This window comes from Paenibacillus macerans (assembly GCF_050565405.1).
GTDB classification, from domain to species: Bacteria; Bacillota; Bacilli; order Paenibacillales; family Paenibacillaceae; genus Fontibacillus; species Fontibacillus macerans_B.
The window spans coordinates 76,940-95,479 of the sequence record NZ_JBNYYG010000014.1 but is presented as its reverse complement, the minus strand read 5'-3'; the positions used below and the strand labels follow the sequence as shown (position 1 = coordinate 95,479).

The following is an 18,540-nucleotide window of genomic DNA, read 5'->3' as shown; positions in this document are numbered from 1 at the left end:
AGCGGGCCAATAGCGTTTCTGGTGTCCGTTAGCTCGCCGGAAGCTGTGCAGGAAACCGGCTTCGGAAACCTTCGCTTGGCCCGGCAAGATTCATGATTCGACGTCGAGTCCTCTTCCAGAATAGCATCGTGATCGAAAGATGACTTGTTGAACTACCTCTAAAAAATGCCCCCGCACGGGACGGAAGAAGGGAACCCCATGATCATGAACGGGAAACGAAAACTTTCGGAGAACACGGATGTCTTTACCAGTACCCAGCAGGTGATCCGCACGGCGCTCGAGACGATGAACGAGCCGCCGGCGATGTTCGATCTGCTGAAGGAGCCGCTGCGGATGCTGACCGTGCGCATTCCGGTGAAAATGGACGACGGCTCGGTCAAAGTGTTTACCGGGCACCGCGCCCAGCATAACGACGCGATCGGGCCGACTAAAGGCGGCGTGCGCTTTCACCCCGACGTCACGGCCGAGGAAGTGAAGGCCCTGTCGATGTGGATGAGCATCAAATGCGGCATCGTCTCGCTGCCTTACGGCGGCGGCAAAGGCGGCATCGCCTGCGATCCGCGGACCATGTCGATGCGGGAGCTCGAGGGCCTCAGCCGCGGATACGTCCGCGCGATCAGCCAAATCGTCGGCCCGACCAAGGATATCCCGGCGCCCGACGTATACACGAACTCGCAGGTGATGGCCTGGATGATGGACGAGTACAGCCGGATCCGCGAGTTTGATTCGCCGAGCTTCATCACCGGCAAGCCGCTGGTGCTCGGCGGCTCCTACGGCCGGGAGTCGTCGACGGCGCTCGGCGTCACGATCGTGCTCAAGGAAGCCGCCAAAATGGCCGGCATGCGTGTGGAGGGCGCGCGCGTCATCATCCAGGGCTTCGGCAACGCCGGCAGCTTCCTGGCGAAGTTCCTGCACGACGCCGGGGCCGTGATCGTCGGGATTTCCGACGCCCGTGGCGCCCTGTACAATCCCGGCGGGCTCGATATCCTCGAGCTGCTGGACCGGCGCGATTCGTTCGGCACGGTGACGCACCTGTACCCGAATCGCATCACGAACCCGGAGTTGCTCGAGCAGGACTGCGATATCCTGGTGCCGGCGGCGATCGAAAACCAGATCACCGAACAAAATGCGGCGGACATCAAGGCCAAACTGATCGTGGAAGCGGCCAACGGCCCGACGACCTACGCCGCCACGGAAATCTTGTCCCGTCGCGGCATATTGATCGTGCCGGACGTGCTGGCAAGCGCCGGCGGCGTGGTCGTATCCTATTTCGAATGGGTACAAAACAACCAGGGTTATTACTGGCCGCTGGAGGAAGTCAACGCGAAGCTGGAACAGCTGTTGGTCTCCGCTTTCCAGAAAGTATACCAGACCGCGGCGACGCGTCAGGTGAATATGCGGCTGGCGGCGTATATCGTCGGTTTGAAACGGATGACCGAAGCGGTCAAATGGCGGGGGTGGATTTAACGATGGCACGCACGCTGATTATTATCCGTCTGGAGCTGGACCATAAGCAGGCCAGCTTCGGCGACGTCGCCGCGGCCGTGAGCGGAGCGGGCGGCGACATTACGTCCATCGACGTCATCTCATCGGCCAAGGGCTCATCGGTCCGCGACATCACCGTCGACACGGGCGACCAGGACGAGGCCGCGTTCGTTAAAGCGCTACGGAAGCTTCACGGCATCCGCCTGATCAACGTCTCCGACCGTACGTTCCTGATGCACCTCGGCGGCAAGATCGCCATCGAGCCGACGATGCCGATCCGCAATCGCGACGATCTGTCGCAGGTGTACACGCCGGGAGTCGCCAAAATCTGCACGGCCATCCATGAAAGCCGGAGCAAAGCATTTTCGCTGACGATCAAACGGAACACCGTCGCAGTGATTACCGACGGCACCGCCGTGCTGGGGCTCGGCGACATCGGCCCGTATGCGGCGGCCCCGGTGATGGAGGGCAAAGCGATGCTGTTCAAGCAGTTGGCCGGCGTGGACGCCTTTCCGCTATGCCTGGATACGAGCGACACCGAGGAAATCATCCGCACCGTCAAAGCGGTCAGCCCGATCTTCGGCGGCATCAACCTGGAGGATATCAGCTCGCCGCGCTGCTTCGAAATCGAACGGCGGCTGGTCGAGGAGCTGGATATCCCGGTGTTCCACGACGATCAGCACGGTACGGCCGTCGTTGTCATCGCCGGGTTGATCAACGCGCTGAAGGTCGTCGGCAAATCGATGTCCGAGGTACGGATCGTAGTGAGCGGCGTCGGCGCCGCCGGCGTTTCCATCTGCAAAATGCTGCTCGCCGCCGGGGTGACCAAGCTGGCCCCGGTGGACAAGGAGGGGGCGATCGTCTATGGCGGGGAATACGAGCACCCCATGTGGCGGTGGCTGGCGGAGCAGCCGCAGGTGGAAAGGCAGTCTGGCCGGCTGCAGGACGTTCTGCCCGGCGCCGACGTGTTCATCGGCGTATCAGCCGGCGGCCTTCTGACCGGCGAGCATCTTCGCACGATGAGCGAGCGGCCGATCGCGTTTGCGCTGGCCAATCCGGAACCGGAGATCGACCCCGAACAAGGGCTGGACCATGCGGCCGTCTTCGCCACGGGACGAAGCGATTACCCGAACCAGATCAACAACGTGCTTGCGTTCCCGGGCTTGTTTCGCGGGGCGCTCGACTGCCGCGCCGGACGGATCAACGAAGCGATGAAGCTGGCCGCTGCAGGGGCGATCGCTTCCGCCGTCACGGATGAAGAACGGAACGAGCAGTATATTATTCCGAGCATTTTTAACGACCAGGTCGTCCCGCTGGTGCGTAAGGCCGTGATCGAGGCAGCGATCCGTACCGGCGTGGCCCGGCGCATCCCGCCGGATTTCCGGTGAAGTAGGCTATATACGATACTGATATTCCCCTTTACCAAGGCTGCCCGGGTTGAACCGAGGCGGCCTCTTTTTGCTCGCCTTACGCATAACTTGACAGAAATATAACCAGAAGGCAATATATAAACATGAATACCGATCAATTATTCGAGGTCCTTGCGGAACCTCATCGAAGAAAAATGCTGGACTTGATGCTCCGGCAGGAACGGACCGTCGGGGAATTGGTTCAGCTGCTGCCGTTAAGCCAGCCCGGCGTCTCGAAGCATCTGCGGGTGTTGCGCGAAGCCGGACTCGTGACCCTGCGCAAAGAGGCGAAGCTGCATTGGTACCGCCTGAATCCGTCGCCTCTACGGGACATCGACGACTGGTTCGAGCCGTATCGGCAGTTTTGGTCGAACAAGCTCGACGACCTGGAGAAACATCTGGACGAAGAGGAGTAATAAAGCATCCTAATTCCCGCGATAAGGAGGACAAGCATGTTAGCAGTCATACAATCCCACCCGGACGGAGGTTATACAGCCCGTTTCGAGCGCTTTCTCAAGCACCCCGTCGAAAAGGTCTGGGCCTCGTTGACGGAGAACGACAAGTTAAAGAAATGGTTTCCCGAACTGCGGATCGACGACCTGCGCGAAGGCGGATTCGTCAAATTCGACATGCAGGACGGTACCTTCGAGGAGATGGAGATTCTCGAGCTCAAGCCGTACTCCGTCCTGGAGTATACCTGGGGCGAGGACCAGGTGCGGTTCGAGCTATACCCCGAATCGGACGGCTGCAGGCTGATCCTGATCGAAAGGATTCATCATGTTACGGACCATACGTCCAAGGATCTCTCCGGCTGGCATGTTTGCCTTGAGGTCATCAAGGCATTATTGGACGAGCGCAGCCTGGAATCGCGCCACGCCGAGTGGGAGAAATGGTACGAGGAATATGTCAGGCTGATGAAAGATTTTTAGAGGCTGTTATCCGAATGGATTGGGGCTCTTCCGCCGAGGCGGAAGAGCTTTTTTCGCGCCCCAAAAACAGGATGCTTTCTTTAAAAATGTGATTGCATAAATTTAAACTATTATATAGTAACTATAGCTGAAAACTTGATTTTAAACCGTCCAATTCAAAAGATTAGGAGGTCTTGATTTGAACAAAAAGCTGTACGCCAAAGTGTTGACCGCCGCCGCCCTGTTGAGCGCCGTCGCGCTGCCCGCTCAAGCGGCAACCACCTTTACCGACATTGAAGGTTCCTATGCGAGGGATGCCATCCTGGAGCTTGTCAACGCCGGAATCCTCAACGGAAAGGGAAACGGGGAATTCGATCCGACCGGCAAAATCGAACGCCAGGATTTCGCCATCATCCTTGCCCGGGCGTTAGGCCTGGATTTAGGTCAAGTCCCGGCATCCGCGACGTTCGCGGGCGTGCCCACCGAACATTATGCCTAGCGGCGGAAAACCTCAAAAACGATAGAGGGGCCGATACGCCTCCATCACAGGGAACACCGACGCCGCCCACAGAACCGGACAAGCCGGCGACCACGACTCCGGTATCTACGCCTTCCACCCCGAGTTTACCTTGACCTTCAATGAGGATTTGCCGAACGGGACTTTCCCTACGAGCCCCACGCTCGACTATTCCCCTACCGGCGTTTTTACGGACGAAGTTACGAAGCATATAGACTCCATAGGATACACTGTAACCATCGCGAACAGCAAGCAGTTGGTAATCGAATTAAAGCCGGGGACCGTCGCGGCGTCTGACATCAAGAATCCCGGAAGATTCCGCATCGTTTCGCTTAACGGCACGGATTACGCCAACCTTCCTCTCGACTTGAACGGGGGAATTTTCATCAGTGTTCCCTAAGCGCTTTCCGAAGGGGCCGTCCCAATAGTAAGTGCGTTTACTCAAGTAGGGCTTACCTAATCACTGTCGAGCCCACTTGGATGATAAACTTATGCGAAAATGTATTGTACGATAAATCGTACAAGTGCTAATCGTTTTATGGAAAATCGAATGAATTTGTACGGTTTATCCTACAAAAGAGGACGGCAAGGCAAGGCAATGAGGGAGTCTCCACGGGTATCCACGGCACCAAAACATCCAAAAATATGATATAACAATATTGTTATGTTTAAATTTGCACGCCAGGATGTGAACCTGTGAGCATAGAAAAGAAACCGGGCAAAATTGCGCAGCGGCTTATTTTGTCCGTGGTGCGCGCGATCATCCGATGCCGCTCCCGGATCGAAATCGAGCGCAACGATACGATGGGTTTGAAGCCGCCTTATCTGATTCTGGCGAATCATGTGACCAACTGGGACCCGCTGTACCTCAATTGTTACGTGGACGAGCCGATCAGCTTCGTCACCGGGGCATCCTTGTTTCGTAATCCGTTGCTTGCCAAAGTACTGCATTATACCGGGGCCATCCCAAAAACGAAATACAAAAACGATACGCGAACGATCCGCGGCATGATGAAGGCCAAAAAGCACGGACGCGTCATCGGTCTGTTTCCCGAAGGAAACCGCAATTGGGACGGAACGACGGAGCCTTTGATTTTTTCCACGGCCAAACTGGTGAAAATGCTGGATATCCCGGTGGTTATCGCCACGATTTCCGGCGGCCATCTCTCGTCTCCGAGGTGGGCGGACAGCCACCGCAGAGGGATGATCCGATTGTCCCTCGTCAAAAAATGGGACGCCGGCGCGTTCGCCGACATATCGCCTGAAACCATCCATCGCATGCTCACTGATGCGCTCGCGCACGATGAAATGGAATGGCAAGCCCGGACCGGAGCGGCCTATATTGGAAAAGCACCTGCGCACTATCTCGAGCGCCTGCTGTTTATCTGTCCGCACTGCGAGCAGCCGGGTCAGCTTCGCTCCGAACAGGACCTGTTCGGCTGCAAGAGCTGCGGCTATACCGTGCGCTACACGCCGCAAGGTAACTTCGCGCCGTTCACCCATCCGCTAAAGTTTGCGACCACGCGCGATTGGAACCGATGGCAGCTTGGGAAATTGGAGCGAGCCGTACGGGAACCGGAACAATTGCCGCAGTGGGAGCCGGTCATGCAAGACCATGTCCATATGTACATATCGGAGGCCGATCAGCCCTTTCGGAGGATCGCTTCCGGGAATTTGCGCTGGAGGGCGCAGCAGGCATCGATTCTCTCCTTTCAAGGGGAGGCGGGACAAGCCTACTCATTTCCTTTGTCCCGGCTCGAGGGCCTAAACGTGCAGCTTCATCACAAATTCGAATTTTACGCGGAGGATAAGCTGTACCGGTTCCTCTTCTATCAGCCGCGGACGTCGGCCTACAAATGGCTGAAATTTATCACGGCGCTGGAGCAGCGCGCATCACGGCAAACCTGGGAGGCTTAGGCACTTGGATAATTCATGGTCCATCGTTATCGATTTTATGCTCCTTTCCCTGCTCATGGTCGTTTCGGCCATTTTGAAAGCGCGGATTCCCCTGCTGCGAAAAATCATCGTCCCCACCTCGATGGTCGCCGGGATTCTCGGCCTGCTCATCGGGCCGGAATGGCTCGGATGGCTGCGGTTTGACGTCGACCGGCTGGGCAATCTCGTGTATCACCTCATGGCCATCGGCTTTATCGCATTGTCATTGAAGGAACGCGAAGTCAGCAACAGCCCGGCGATCATGAAATCGGGGATGCTGATCGTTTCCACCTATCTCATTCAGGGGGTGGTTGGTTTCGGATTGTTCCTCATCCTGACGGAGATGTTCTATCCGGACATGTTCCCCGGCATCGGCCTGCTCCTGCCGCTAGGGTATGGGCAGGGGCCGGGACAAGCCTATTCGATCGGCAGCCGTTGGGAGGCGCTCGGACTGGAAGGCGGCGCTAACCTGGGCCTGACGATCGCCGGTTTCGGCTTCATATGGGCCGTCATCCCCGGCATCATTCTGATGAACTATTTGATTCGCCGGCCCAAGTTCAAGCAAGCAGCGGCAAGCCCCCGCAAAGAGCGGCATGAAGTGACGGAAAAGTCCGAGGAAGGCGAGATTCCGCTTAGCGATGCGATCGATAAACTGACCTACCAAATCGCCCTGATCGGCTTCATTTACCTGGTTACCTATTTGACCATCCGCGGATTGGAAGCCGTGCTGACGCCGCTGGGCACGTACGGCGAAACGCTGGCCCAACTGCTGATCGGCTTTCATTTTCTCATCGGCAGCTTGTACGCGATGCTGTTCCGCTGGATCCTCAACCGTTGGAAGCAAGCTGGCTTCCAACTGGAGCATTCGCCCAACAATTATCTGCTCCAGCGCATCTCCGGGTTCTCCTTCGATTATATGATCGCCGCTTCCATCGCCGCGATTTCGGTCTATGCGCTGAAGCAGTATCTGGCTCCGGTGCTGATCTTGACCACGATGGGCGGGCTGGTTACGATCTGGTTCATGCTGTGGCTCGTGCCGCGCGTGCTTCCGGAGGACAAACTGCCGAACATTCTCGGCTTTTACGGTATGCTGACCGGGACGATTTCCACCGGGCTGGCGCTGGTGAAAGCCGTGGACCCCAAGTTCCAGTCCAACACGACGGATAATCTGGTCATGGGCAGCGCCACCGCGATTATGTTCGGCTTCCCGTTGCTGTTGATCTTAAACATCCCCATCGTCGGTTACTTGCAAAATAGGCCGGTGTTGTACCTCTACACCTTTGCCGCCCTGTTGCTGTATTTCGCCGTATTGTTGGGTGTGCTGCTGTACCGATCCCGGAAGGCGGCGGCGTAACCCGGCCAACGAAAATCCCAAGCCTCATCAAGAGACATGGGATTTTATTGCGCCGTTATTTGGCCGACTTGCGAATTTTCGCTTTGCGGAAACCTTGGTAAGCGTCGAGCACCGCGCCTAACAGGTAGGCGAACAACGCCAACCATAGGATCCAATAGGAGCCGAAGCCGACATCCGCCAGACCGGTCTGGCCAAAAATCTCCTCCATTTTCATCCGAAACCCGTCGGAGAGCAGCTCGGTGTTGCGGATCATGGCGGCGAATAACACCAGCGAGACGGTGTGGATCGCCACGTTCAGAAACGCCATGAAGACGGTCCATTGCGCAGCAATCCATTTGTAGACGGCCAGAGCGACATCCATCGCCAGAATCAGCACGATAAACGGCCAATAGGAGAGCAGTACTTCCTGGTTAAAAACCGGAGCCGTCATCTCGAACCCGATTCGGCCGTTCTCATACACGCCGATCAACCGGTCCGCGTTAAAATACACGCACCCCCAAATCGCCGTCCACAGCAGGCTGAGAAATACTTCGCTTTTCTTGATCGCTTTTTCCTTGGGAATGTAGCGAACATCTTTTAAATCGTCCGGTGTCCAGACCTTGAATTTGCTGTTCAGCGGCAACTCCTTGCCGGTTCCGGTCCGCTCCAGAATGGCAAAAACCAACGTTATCCAGAACGCGGTTTGAATCCCGGCTCCAAGCACCGCCGAAATGGCCTTGCCTAATAAGATCGACACGGCATTAAACGGCGCAATCTCGCTGGAGTACGTGATGATTTGGTTGGCGATCAGCGAAAGGAGCGCAATGACGATCACGATCGGCAGGACCATCTTCATGACCTGCACGTAGGCGTCATAGAAGCGCGGCCCGATCAGATGCGCCGGTTGATCCCGATACTCCGCGGCCAGCACGGCCGGGTCGCCCAGTTTGGCCAACGACTCCTTCACTTCGGCTTCCCCGTAGTCGTCCGGCAGCATATCCTCGATCGTGGAGCGCAGCTCCAACGCGATATCCCCCCGGATCCGCTCCGGCAGCCGGCGGGTCACTTCCAAAAAATAAAGTTCAATCAGATTCGACGGATTCATCGTCCTTCTCCCCCTTTAACAAGGTATACAGCTCTTGGGAGGTCTTCTCCCACTCCAGCTTCAGCTGCGCAAAAATCTCCACTCCGAACTCGCTTAACACATAATAGCGGCGTGGCCGGCTTTCCGACGTGTCCCAACTGCTCGTCACTAGTTCCTGCTTCTCCAGCCGGCGCAGCAGCGGATACAGCGTGCTTTGATCAATGGCGATTCCGGACTGCTCCAAACGCTGGACTAGCGAATAACCGTACTGCGGCGTCCGCAATTGGCTGAGGACCGCTAACGTCAACGTGCCCCGGCGCAGCTCCGTGATTAATGAATTCAGTAAGGCGTTCATCCTTTCACCTCAATGTCTCATACTGTTTTTCATATACTGTGTATCGTACACCATGATTTATACTATGCATCATACACTATTGTAATTCCAATAGCAATAGGCGAAATCAAACAAAAAAAGTTCTGCCTCCACTGGAGACAGAACTTGCTTTAACCCTGCTTATTGCGTGTTCCCTATTCGTTCAAAACGGTGGTGGCCCGGTTCTGAATCAGGCCCGCCGCTTCCTCCGCAGACTTCTGCCCGCTGAAGTAGGCCAGGGATTCCTCGCCCACGATGGCAATCACTTTCCCGTCGAGCGCCGAGTATTGGTCCACCGTGTCCAGAAGCTGCGCGAACCGGGTAAATTCCTCGTCCGCCGCTTGGACGGATTTGCCGTCAGGCAGCTTGTAGGTTCCCGCTTGAACTTGCTCCTTGATCTCGTCCAACTTCTGTCCGTTCACTGATTTGAGCAGCGAGAATCCGCCCCGCTCCGGCAGAGACTGTCCTTCCTCGGACAAAAGAAAACTCATCAGCTTCCAGGCCTCCTCTTGAACGGGCGTTTTCGCCCGAATGGCGAATCGGGAGGCCGGGACAATCCGCATCGTTCCGGATTGCTCCGCGCTGTGCGGTTTTTGCAGCAACTGCGGGTGGTCGAAGTACATATGCGTCACGTTGATCACGTCGGCCGGCTCGCGCAAAACGGCGGAATAAAACAATTGCTTGCCACGCTCCACCGAGTCTGCGGTCATCACGCCGTCATCGTACATTTTTTTCACCTGCTTCAGCAAGGCCACGAATTCCGGGGAATCGAACTTCGCTTTTTTGGCTGCCTGATCCACGTACATATCATAGCCGTCAACCGCCATTTCCTGCATTAGCATGTCCGGCGGGTATTCCGCCATGGCATACACGCCGTCCTGCCCTTGCGTCAAGTCTCGCGCAATGCCGGCAAAATCCTGCCACGTCCAGGTTTTCTCCTGGATGCCGGCATCCTTCAGGGCTTCTCCGTCCCCAATGAACGCCCTTAGGGAAAATCCGGACGGAATCGTATAGGTACCGCCGTTTTGCTTCAGCGCCTCCAAAACATTCATGTACATATCGTCTTGTTTCAACGTATCGTCCCGACTTAGCCAATCATCCATGTTCAGCAGAAGGTCCTTCCCGGCGTATTCCTCCACGGGCAACCCCTCCATCTCGAGGACATCCGCCCCTTTTCCGGATAATAACGCCGTATTGATCGATTTCTGATATTCCTCCCACTCTCCGGCCTTCGGTTCCTCTCCGGCCTGTTTATAGGCTTGAATCTGCAAATCGATGTCCGGATATTTGGCCTCGAACTTGTTCTCCAGCGCCTCATAAAAAGGAGCGGATTGTCGAATGGACAACGTGAGGACGGTTTTCCCGCCATCCGTGACCTTTTTCTCCCGATTTGCCTCTGCTCCGGCGCCGCAAGCGCTTAAGGCCACTGCCAGAATGGCCGCCAATATTGTTGTCATTCCCAACCGTTTGATCATGAGTTATATCTCCTTATCCCCGTATCTCTGTTTGATTATTATTGCAAACGAACCCGGTTCCCGTCCTGCAGCGGCTCGCTGCTTTCCAGAATGATCAGATCCCCTTCGTACAGGCGATCCGCCGGTATCATCGTCTCCCTTTCGTTTACCGCGCTTGCTTCGATCGGAACCTTGCGGGCCACGAATACATTGCCTAAGGCCCCTCGCTGCTGTTCGACCTTGTAAATAAACCTCGCGTTACCTTCGCGATGAACCGCTTCGTTCGGAACAATCCACCCCTTCTCGGGCGCAGTTCGCTCCAGCTTGACCGAAACCAGCTCCCCCCCTTTCAGGCCGGGATCGGCGACATGAATGCGCAGCAGCTTCTGCGGCACCGCCGCCCGCGCACCGGCGCCATCCTCCGGCAAGCCCGCGATCCGCGAGCCCGCATCGGCAATCTCGTCGATCGAGCCCTTCACCGAAAGGGACGGCCGTCCCCCTGCCGCCGCTTCCATCTCGATCGGTTGCCCGGCCGCGAGCCCGAGGCGTCCGACCAGATCCCCGTCGGCCGCAAGATCCAGCCGGTATCCCGCCCCGCGGTTCGAGACCACCGCGTCCGGCTGTCCGGCGGAAGCTAACCCCTCGACCGCATTCACTTCTTTGACGATCCCGTCAAACGGGGCGACGAGCTCTTTTTGCCGGTTCAGCCGTTCGCGCAGCTCTTCGATTTTTCGCCGCTGCATGGCGAGATCCAGCTTGCGCGTCTCCAGCTCGCGTTTCGCCTCGCGGAGGCCGGACTCGTCTCCGTCGACCGTCGAACTGATAAATTGATCCTGCACCGTTTGCAGGGCGATGGTTTGCTTCTCCAGCTGCGTGATCTCGTCCTCCAGCTCCCGCTCGGCGGAGGCGCTGTCGTACACGATGAGCTTTTGCCCTTTCTTCACCGCCTCCCCTTCCTTCACAAGGACTTGCCGGACTTTCCAGCCGGCCGGGTTCGGCAGCTCCGCCTGATTGGCCGGCTGCAATACGCCGCTTCCCTCCAGCTTGTAGGTCAGCCCTCCGCTGGCCGCCGGTTCCGTCCTTACCTTCGGCAAGGTCACGGTTTGCAGCGTATTGCTGAATAGCGTGAAGAACAGCAGCAACCCGATCAGCAGCATCAACAAGGTGAATATCCATCTTTTTCGCTTGCGATCCGCTTGCTCTTTCGATAACTCCATAAGCTTCGCTTTCTCCTCCTACCCTTTGATCCCGGACAATTGAACGCCCTCGATGAAATACGTCTCCGCGTACAGGAACAGCAGTACCATCGGGGACATGTACAGCATGGATGCGGCAAAGGCCGTTCCCCATTCGCCGCTTAGCCTCGACAGGAATACCGATAAAGGCTGCTTGAACGGGTCGTCCAGAAAGATGAGCGGCTGCTCGACCATATTCCAATAATCGACGAACAGCAAAATGACCAGCGCGGCCAACCCCGACTTGACCATCGGAAGGATAATCGTCAGGAAGATCCTCAGGTGGCTGGCCCCGTCCATTTTGGCGGCTTCGATGTACGCGTAGGGGATATGCAGCATGAACTGGCGCAGCATGAACACGCCGAACGCGGCGAAGATGCCCGGCAGGATCACGGCCTCCGTGCTGTTCAGCAGGCCCAACTTATCCGCCATGATATAGTTAGGGACCAACGTGACCTGAAAGGGCATCAACATCGTCATCAGATAGACCAGAAAAAGCGCGTCTCGGCCGCGGAAATTCAGCTTCGCGAACGCATAGGCGGCCAGCGCCGCGACCGCCGTCTGTCCGGCGATGATCGGCACGACCAGGCCCACCGAATTCCAGAACATCAGTAAATAATTCGGGGTATACACCAGCAGTTTGCCGTATTGCGCCAGGGTCACGCGGTCAGGCAGCCCTTTCAGATTGACGAACGTATCGGCGCTTGTCGAAGTCACCTCCGTCCGCTTTCCGATCGCTCCGTAATTGATGTTCAATTCCTGTTCGGCCATCAATGAATTGGTGAACGTAATGATGATCGGGAACAGCAGCAGCAATCCGATCATTCCCATCAATACCGTTAACAAGCCTTTTTGCATCGTTTGATAAAGTCGCAAACCCGCACCTCCTTACTCCATGAACTGCCGGTACCGGCGCTCCAGCCCGAACAGTCCGAGGACGATCGCCAGAATGCCGCAAACCAACAAGGCCGCCGCGGCTGTCAGCTTCTGAATGTCCAGCGACACGAACATGTTGTTCATGTAGTGCTGCAGCATGTAGATGCTGTCGTGCGGATAATCGCCGGCCATCAAATACGTCTCCCGAAACACTTTGAAAGAATTGATGATCGACATGATGACTACGAAGAACGTCGTCGTGGTCAAGTAAACCAGCGTAATCCCGAAAAATTGTCGAAAGCGCCCGGCTCCTTCGATTTGCGCGGTTTCGTAATAATCTTTCGGAATTTGCTGCAGGCCCGCCAGGAACAAAATGACGTTGTAGCCGACGTTTTTCCATAGATAAACCGCAATGACCACATTCCGGGCCGCTTCCGTCTTCATCCAGTCCACCCGGCCATGGCCGAATCGGCTCAGCGCGTAGTTCAAAGCCCCGTTCCAATCAAAGATCATCTGCCAGATGAGGATGACCGAGGCGACAGGCACCACCAGCGGTAAGACATACGAGGTCCGCAGCCACTTCCGCAAGTAGATTTGCCGGTTCAGCATTAACGCCAGTCCCAGGGACAACGCCAGCATCAACGGAACGCTCACCGCGCTGAAATAAAAGGTGTTGTACGCCGCCTTTCGGAAGGAGTCACTCGCCAGCAGCTCCCGGTAATTCGCCAAACCTACGAACTTTCCGCCGGACGTGCCGCTCAGGAACGAATACATCACCCCCATGGCAAACGGGATCAGATAAAACACGGCAAAACCCGCCGCGCTCGGCGCAAGAAACAGCCATGCCACTGCGGCGTCCCGGCGCATCCACCGGACCCGCGCCCGCCAGGCCCTGCCAAGCGAAGCACGCAAAAAAACCCACTTCTTCATCTTCCAGTCCTCCTGCCGTTCATGCTCTTTAGCTTAGGGCAGACTGTTAAAATAAGAAGTGGGGTAATTCTAAACTTTTTCTTAAAGTCATCTTTTTATCACGAAGCAGGTTTCTTGCACAGCTTTCCGGCAAGCTTACGAACACCAGAAACGCTATTGGCCCGCTTTAGGGTAGTTTCCGATTCTTAACGGACCAAGGACACCTTATTTCGGTCAAAAGCGGCGAATTGGCCACCCTGAGAGCCCAATAAGGTCGCTGGAGTCATTACAGCGGGAAATATCCGGGAAATGGACAAATAAGGTCTTTACGGTCCGTTACGCAGCCGCGCTACCGGGCGTCCCTAGCTCCATCCGACCTCAAGCGTTTTGCAAAAACGCACATCGGAAGCCTAAGCTTCGGTCCTGAACACCCGACGTTTTGAACACGCAATTAAATCATTAATTTCGGCAAACGCACCTCGAACTCCGTGCGGATGAGATCGCTTTGCACGGTAATGGCGCCTTCATGCTGCTCTACGATGTTCTTGGCGATAAACAAACCCAGTCCGGTGCTCCCTTCCTGATGGGTTCGCGCCCGGTCCCCGGTAAAGAACATATCGAATACATGGGGAAGCTCGTTCGGGGGGATGGAATCGCCGTAATTGACGACTTGAACGACGACTTGCCCCTCCTCCAGGCGGCCGCGAATATCGATATATTCGCCGTCTTTCCCGTAACGGACGGCGTTCGACAGGAGGTTCTCGAACACGCGGGCGAGCAGGTCCCCGTCCCCGGTAATCATCAACTGCGGCTCCACTTCAAGGCGGGCGGTCAGCCGGTTTTTGTCGAATACGGGATACATCTCTTCGGTTAATTGGATCAGCAGCTCGCTTAGGTCAAGCGGCCGGCGGTGGATATTCAGCTTGCCGTAGTTCATCCGCGTAATTTCGAACAGCTCGTCGATCAGCTTCTCCAGCCGCTGCGATTTCGTGTAAGCGATCGTCGTGTAATGCTTCATTTGCTCGGCGGTCAGATCCTTGCCCTGCAGGATGAAGTCCAAATATCCGATGACGGAGGTTAGCGGGGTTCGCAAATCATGGGCCAGGTTAAGCACCAGCTGTTCCTTGCTGTTCTCGGCAAAATCGCCCCGTTCCACCGCCTGCTGCAGCTTCTCGCTGGCCAGGTTGATGTCCCGGGCAATGTCCCCGATTTCATCATTGGACGCGATATTGACCCGATGGGAGAAGTCGCCTCCGGCCAATTGGTTGATTCCCCGGGAAATCTCCCGGAAATAGGCGACATACTGCCGGGTAAGCAGATAGAAGTAGAGAAACGAGAGCGGGATGAAGATGGCCAGGAACACGTTGATGTCGCCAATTGCTTTGATGGTTTGACGGACCTCGTACAGCGGATCCTCGTAGTATAACGTGTGGTAATACCTCCGTAACGCCAGGTAGATCAGGAACGTCGTACCGGCGGACAGCACCATACTCAGCCCGAACAGCTTGATCATTTGGAAGCGGAAGCTTCGGAATTTTATTTTAGCCGTTGATTTAGCCATTGAACGTATAACCTACTCCCCAGACGGTTTTGATCAGCTTGTTCTTGTGCCGGTCTTCCCCCAGCTTCTTGCGCAGGGTTCGGATATGCACCATGACCGTATTCCCGCCTTCATAATACGCCTCGCCCCAGACCTGCCGAAAAATATGCTCCGAGCTGAATACCTTCTTCGGATGGCCGGCCAGCAGCACCAAAATGTCGAACTCCTTGGGCGTAAGCTCCACCGGTTCGCCGTACAGGAACACGGTTCGCTGCTCGGGATGAATCACGAGCCCCCCGACCTCCAGCGCGGACGCATCCGCCGGAGCCGCCACCGACGGGTTCAGCTGGATGAAGCGCCGCAACTGGGCGTTCACCCGGGCCACGAGCTCCATGGGGTTAAACGGTTTGGTCATATAATCGTCGGCGCCGCGAACCAGACCGGTGATTTTATCGAGGTCGGTCGCCTTGGCGCTGAGAAAAATAATCGGCAGATGATATTGCTCGCGGATTTGCCGGGTCACCTCGTACCCGTCGATCTTGGGCATCATGATATCCAGAATCGCCAAATCCACGGACTGCGTTTGGATCGCCTCGAGAGCCTCTTGCCCATCCGCGGCTTTGAGGCAGCGGTAGCCCTCTTTAGCCAGGTGCAGCTCGATCAGGTCGGCGATCTCCGCCTCGTCGTCCGCAATTAGAATGGTGATTGGTTTCATTTCGTTCTCCCCTTTTAAAGGACAAGCATAACCGAGTCCGGCTTACGATTTCAAATGCTCGTTCAGCGGGCTTTCCTCCAGCACGTCATAATGCCCGTACACGTTGCAGATATGCTGCTCGCCCCAGGCGCAAAGGGCATCCAGAATGCCGCGCAGGCCGTCTCCGTATTCGCTCAGTTCATACTCTACCCGAGGCGGAACCTCTTGGTATACGATTCGGCGGATAACGCCGTCCGCCTCCAGCTCCCGCAGCTGTTGGGTCAGCATTTTTTGCGTAATATCGGGCATCAGCCGCTTCAATTCGCTGGTCCGCTTGCGGCCATGCGACAGGTGGCACAAAATCACGCACTTCCATTTGCCCCCGATGACCTCCAGCGTTGCTTCCACGCCGATATTGTATTTCTTTGGCTTCATCATAAATCCTCCCCATTCTTTACGGGCACTAAAAAGTATCTATATCACTTTTTGGTTCCTATATCACTTCAAAGTGCGTACTTCCTATTTACATCCTTATCTCCCATAATAGCATTTGTCGCCCGAACCTGCAGCATACACGATCGGGTCGGCACGATACAACTTATTACCATTTAAGGGGGGGCACCATGTCTCTGGACAAAAAAAGAAGTACGCTCGCTTTGCTGGCCTTGGCGGTCAGCGCCTTTGCGATCGGGACCACCGAATTCATCAGCGTCGGCCTGCTGCCGCTCATCGCCGATGACCTGCGCATCTCCGTGACGACAGCCGGACTGACTGTCTCTCTATATGCTTTGGGCGTCATGTTCGGCGCGCCGATTCTGACCTCCGCCACCTCGCGGATGTCGCGCAAAACGCTGCTCTTGTGGATCATGGTCGTGTTCATGATCGGCAACGCGCTGGCGGCCGCAGCGACCGGCATCGCCGTCCTGCTCGCGGCCCGCGTCATTTCCGCGTTGGCGCACGGCGTGTTCATGTCCATCGGCTCGACGATCGCCGCCGACCTCGTGCCGGAAAATCGCCGGGCCAGCGCCATCTCGATCATGTTCACCGGGCTGACCGTCGCAACGGTCACGGGGGTGCCGCTGGGCACCTTGATCGGCCAGCAGCTCGGCTGGCGCGTCGCTTTTCTTGCGATCGTCGCCGTCGGACTCGCCGCCTTTGTCGCAAACCGCCTGCTCATCCCTTCCGATTTGCGGAAAGGCACGCGCGCCGCGATTCGTGATCAAGTCAAACTCGTGACGAACGGCCGCTTGCTGCTGCTATTTTTGATTACGGCGCTGGGATACGGAGGCACGTTTGTCGTCTTCACCTATCTATCGCCGATCCTGCTGGAGCTTACCGGCTTCAAGGAAGGCAGCGTCGCGGTCATTTTGCTCGTCTACGGCATCGCGATCGCCATCGGCAACATGGCGGGCGGCAAGCTGTCCAACCGCCAGCCGCTGCGGGCGTTGTTTTATATGTTTGCCGTCCAGGCGCTGATTCTGCTCGCCTTGCTGTTTACGGCACCACATAAAACCGCGGGACTCATTACCATTGTCCTCATGGGACTGCTCGCTTTCATGAACGTGCCGGGGCTGCAAGTGTATGTCGTCATGCTGGCGGAACTCTTCGTCCCGTCCGCGGTCGACGTCGCTTCCGCGATCAACATCGCGGCCTTTAACGCCGGGATCGCCATCGGCTCCTATCTGGGCGGCGTGATCACCGATTCCATCGGCTTGATTCACACTTCATGGATCGGGGCGCTGATGGTTGCCGCCGCCGTGCTGCTGACGGGGTGGAGCCGCGCTTTGGAAAGCCGCGACCGGAAGGCGACCGAGGTTATCCAGGATTCGCAACCCTCGCAACCTGCAGTCCAACTCCAACAAAATCAACGGGAGGTTCATTGCATATGATTACGAATTTACAAGATACCGTCACGCTGCGAAACGGCGTACGAATGCCCGGTCTGGGCCTGGGCGTGTTTAAAGTCGAGGAGGGGCCGGAGCTCGTGCACGCGGTCAAATACGCCATCACCCACGGCTACCGCAGCATCGACACCGCCGCCATTTACGATAATGAAGCCGGCGTGGGCCAAGGCATTCGCGAAGGCTTGAAGGAGGCCGGCATTTCCCGGGACGAACTGTTCGTCACCTCGAAGGTGTGGAACGCCGATCTCGGATACGAGCCGACGCTGGCCGCCTATGAAACGAGCCTGCGCAAGCTCGGTCTCGATTACCTCGATCTGTACCTGATCCACTGGCCGGTGGCCGGCAAATACAAAGACGCCTGGAGAGCGCTCGAGACGTTATACGCCTCCGGCAAAGTCAAAGCGATCGGCGTCAGCAACTTCCAGGCGCACCATCTCGAGGATCTGATGCAAGAGGCGAAGGTCGTCCCGATGGTCAATCAAGTGGAGTATCATCCGCGCTTAACCCAGCAAGAAGTGCAAGCCTTCTGTCGCGAGCACGGCATTCAAATGGAGGCCTGGTCGCCGCTGATGCAGGGACAGCTGCTGGATCATCCCTTGCTCCGGGAGCTTGCCCGCAAACACGGAAAATCGGTCGCGCAAATCATCCTTCGCTGGGATGTGCAAAACGGCGTGGTCACGATTCCGAAGTCGACCAAGGAACACCGCATCGCCGAGAACGCCGCCGTTTTCGATTTCAAGCTGACGGCGGAGGAAATGGAGCAAATCAGCGCGCTAAACGAGAACCTTCGGGTCGGCCCGGACCCGGATAACTTCGATTTCTGACGGCTGGCGCAAGCCCTATCCGCATCATGCAAAAAAGAGCAGAAACCGGATCCTCTGGAT

General features: G+C 56.6%; 19 protein-coding genes. 10 read left to right on the top strand and 9 right to left on the bottom strand.

Annotation, left to right across the window (positions count from 1 at the left end):
* The first annotated feature begins 198 nt into the window (after positions 1–198).
* The 8 genes from ACQ4N8_RS11500 to ACQ4N8_RS11465 all read left to right on the top strand — a co-directional run bounded on the left by ACQ4N8_RS11500 (position 199) and on the right by ACQ4N8_RS11465 (position 7,608).
* A complete protein-coding gene (locus ACQ4N8_RS11500; protein ID WP_430704495.1) occupies positions 199–1,467 on the top strand; it encodes a Glu/Leu/Phe/Val family dehydrogenase in 1,269 nt (422 codons plus the stop codon).
* A 2-nt stretch (positions 1,468–1,469) separates the two neighbouring features.
* A complete protein-coding gene (locus ACQ4N8_RS11495; RefSeq protein WP_430704494.1) occupies positions 1,470–2,873 on the top strand; it encodes an NAD-dependent malic enzyme in 1,404 nt (467 codons plus the stop codon).
* A gap of 125 nt (positions 2,874–2,998) precedes the next feature.
* Positions 2,999–3,310 carry an ArsR/SmtB family transcription factor gene (locus ACQ4N8_RS11490; protein WP_430704493.1) on the top strand — a complete coding sequence of 104 codons (312 nt, stop codon included), beginning with the start codon at positions 2,999–3,001 and terminating at the stop codon, positions 3,308–3,310.
* 36 nt (positions 3,311–3,346) lie between these two features.
* Positions 3,347–3,823 (top strand): SRPBCC family protein, encoded by a 477-nt coding sequence (locus ACQ4N8_RS11485; RefSeq protein ID WP_430704492.1) that lies wholly within the window; start codon positions 3,347–3,349, stop codon positions 3,821–3,823.
* Between the two features lie 178 nt (positions 3,824–4,001).
* Entirely contained in the window at positions 4,002–4,301 is a 300-nt protein-coding gene (locus tag ACQ4N8_RS11480) for an S-layer homology domain-containing protein (RefSeq protein WP_430704491.1), read from the top strand.
* Positions 4,302–4,431: 130 nt separating this feature from the next.
* Positions 4,432–4,719, top strand: a complete 288-nt coding sequence (locus ACQ4N8_RS11475) for a hypothetical protein (protein ID WP_430704490.1) — start codon at positions 4,432–4,434, stop codon at positions 4,717–4,719.
* 296 nt (positions 4,720–5,015) lie between these two features.
* A complete protein-coding gene (locus ACQ4N8_RS11470) occupies positions 5,016–6,236 on the top strand; it encodes a lysophospholipid acyltransferase family protein (RefSeq protein ID WP_430704489.1) in 1,221 nt (406 codons plus the stop codon).
* 4 nt (positions 6,237–6,240) lie between these two features.
* A complete protein-coding gene (locus tag ACQ4N8_RS11465) occupies positions 6,241–7,608 on the top strand; it encodes an S-layer homology domain-containing protein (protein ID WP_430704488.1) in 1,368 nt (455 codons plus the stop codon).
* Between the two features lie 55 nt (positions 7,609–7,663).
* On the opposite strand, the gene ACQ4N8_RS11460 is transcribed toward ACQ4N8_RS11465, so the two are convergent.
* From ACQ4N8_RS11460 to ACQ4N8_RS11420, 9 genes are all read right to left on the bottom strand, one after another.
* Positions 7,664–8,692, bottom strand: coding sequence for a hypothetical protein (locus tag ACQ4N8_RS11460; RefSeq protein WP_430704487.1), 1,029 nt, complete (start codon positions 8,690–8,692; stop codon positions 7,664–7,666).
* Positions 8,670–9,026, bottom strand: a complete 357-nt coding sequence (locus ACQ4N8_RS11455; protein ID WP_430704486.1) for a PadR family transcriptional regulator — start codon at positions 9,024–9,026, stop codon at positions 8,670–8,672. The genes ACQ4N8_RS11460 and ACQ4N8_RS11455 overlap by 23 nt, the downstream gene beginning before the upstream one ends.
* A gap of 173 nt (positions 9,027–9,199) precedes the next feature.
* Positions 9,200–10,519 carry an ABC transporter substrate-binding protein gene (locus tag ACQ4N8_RS11450; protein WP_430704485.1) on the bottom strand — a complete coding sequence of 440 codons (1,320 nt, stop codon included), beginning with the start codon at positions 10,517–10,519 and terminating at the stop codon, positions 9,200–9,202.
* 38 nt (positions 10,520–10,557) lie between these two features.
* Complete coding sequence (locus tag ACQ4N8_RS11445) at positions 10,558–11,715, bottom strand: efflux RND transporter periplasmic adaptor subunit (RefSeq protein ID WP_430704484.1); 1,158 nt, start codon at positions 11,713–11,715, stop codon at positions 10,558–10,560.
* A gap of 18 nt (positions 11,716–11,733) precedes the next feature.
* On the bottom strand, positions 11,734–12,591 hold the full coding sequence (locus ACQ4N8_RS11440; protein WP_430704509.1) for a carbohydrate ABC transporter permease: 858 nt from the start codon (positions 12,589–12,591) through the stop codon (positions 11,734–11,736).
* 30 nt (positions 12,592–12,621) lie between these two features.
* Positions 12,622–13,539, bottom strand: coding sequence for a carbohydrate ABC transporter permease (locus ACQ4N8_RS11435; protein ID WP_430704483.1), 918 nt, complete (start codon positions 13,537–13,539; stop codon positions 12,622–12,624).
* A gap of 430 nt (positions 13,540–13,969) precedes the next feature.
* A complete protein-coding gene (locus ACQ4N8_RS11430; RefSeq protein WP_430704482.1) occupies positions 13,970–15,079 on the bottom strand; it encodes a sensor histidine kinase in 1,110 nt (369 codons plus the stop codon).
* Positions 15,072–15,773 (bottom strand): response regulator transcription factor, encoded by a 702-nt coding sequence (locus tag ACQ4N8_RS11425; protein WP_430704481.1) that lies wholly within the window; start codon positions 15,771–15,773, stop codon positions 15,072–15,074. Before ACQ4N8_RS11425 ends, ACQ4N8_RS11430 begins: the two co-directional genes overlap by 8 nt.
* Positions 15,774–15,815: 42 nt before the next feature.
* Positions 15,816–16,187, bottom strand: coding sequence for a winged helix-turn-helix transcriptional regulator (locus tag ACQ4N8_RS11420; RefSeq protein WP_430704480.1), 372 nt, complete (start codon positions 16,185–16,187; stop codon positions 15,816–15,818).
* Between the two features lie 188 nt (positions 16,188–16,375).
* Between ACQ4N8_RS11420 and ACQ4N8_RS11415 the strand changes: the two genes are divergently transcribed.
* Together ACQ4N8_RS11415 and ACQ4N8_RS11410 are read left to right on the top strand one after the other, a co-directional pair.
* Positions 16,376–17,641 carry an MFS transporter gene (locus ACQ4N8_RS11415; RefSeq protein ID WP_430704479.1) on the top strand — a complete coding sequence of 422 codons (1,266 nt, stop codon included), beginning with the start codon at positions 16,376–16,378 and terminating at the stop codon, positions 17,639–17,641.
* The gene (locus tag ACQ4N8_RS11410; RefSeq protein ID WP_430704478.1) at positions 17,638–18,480 is read left to right on the top strand and encodes an aldo/keto reductase; all 843 of its coding nucleotides are present in this window, start codon (positions 17,638–17,640) and stop codon (positions 18,478–18,480) included. The genes ACQ4N8_RS11415 and ACQ4N8_RS11410 overlap by 4 nt, the downstream gene beginning before the upstream one ends.
* Positions 18,481–18,540 lie beyond the last annotated feature (60 nt).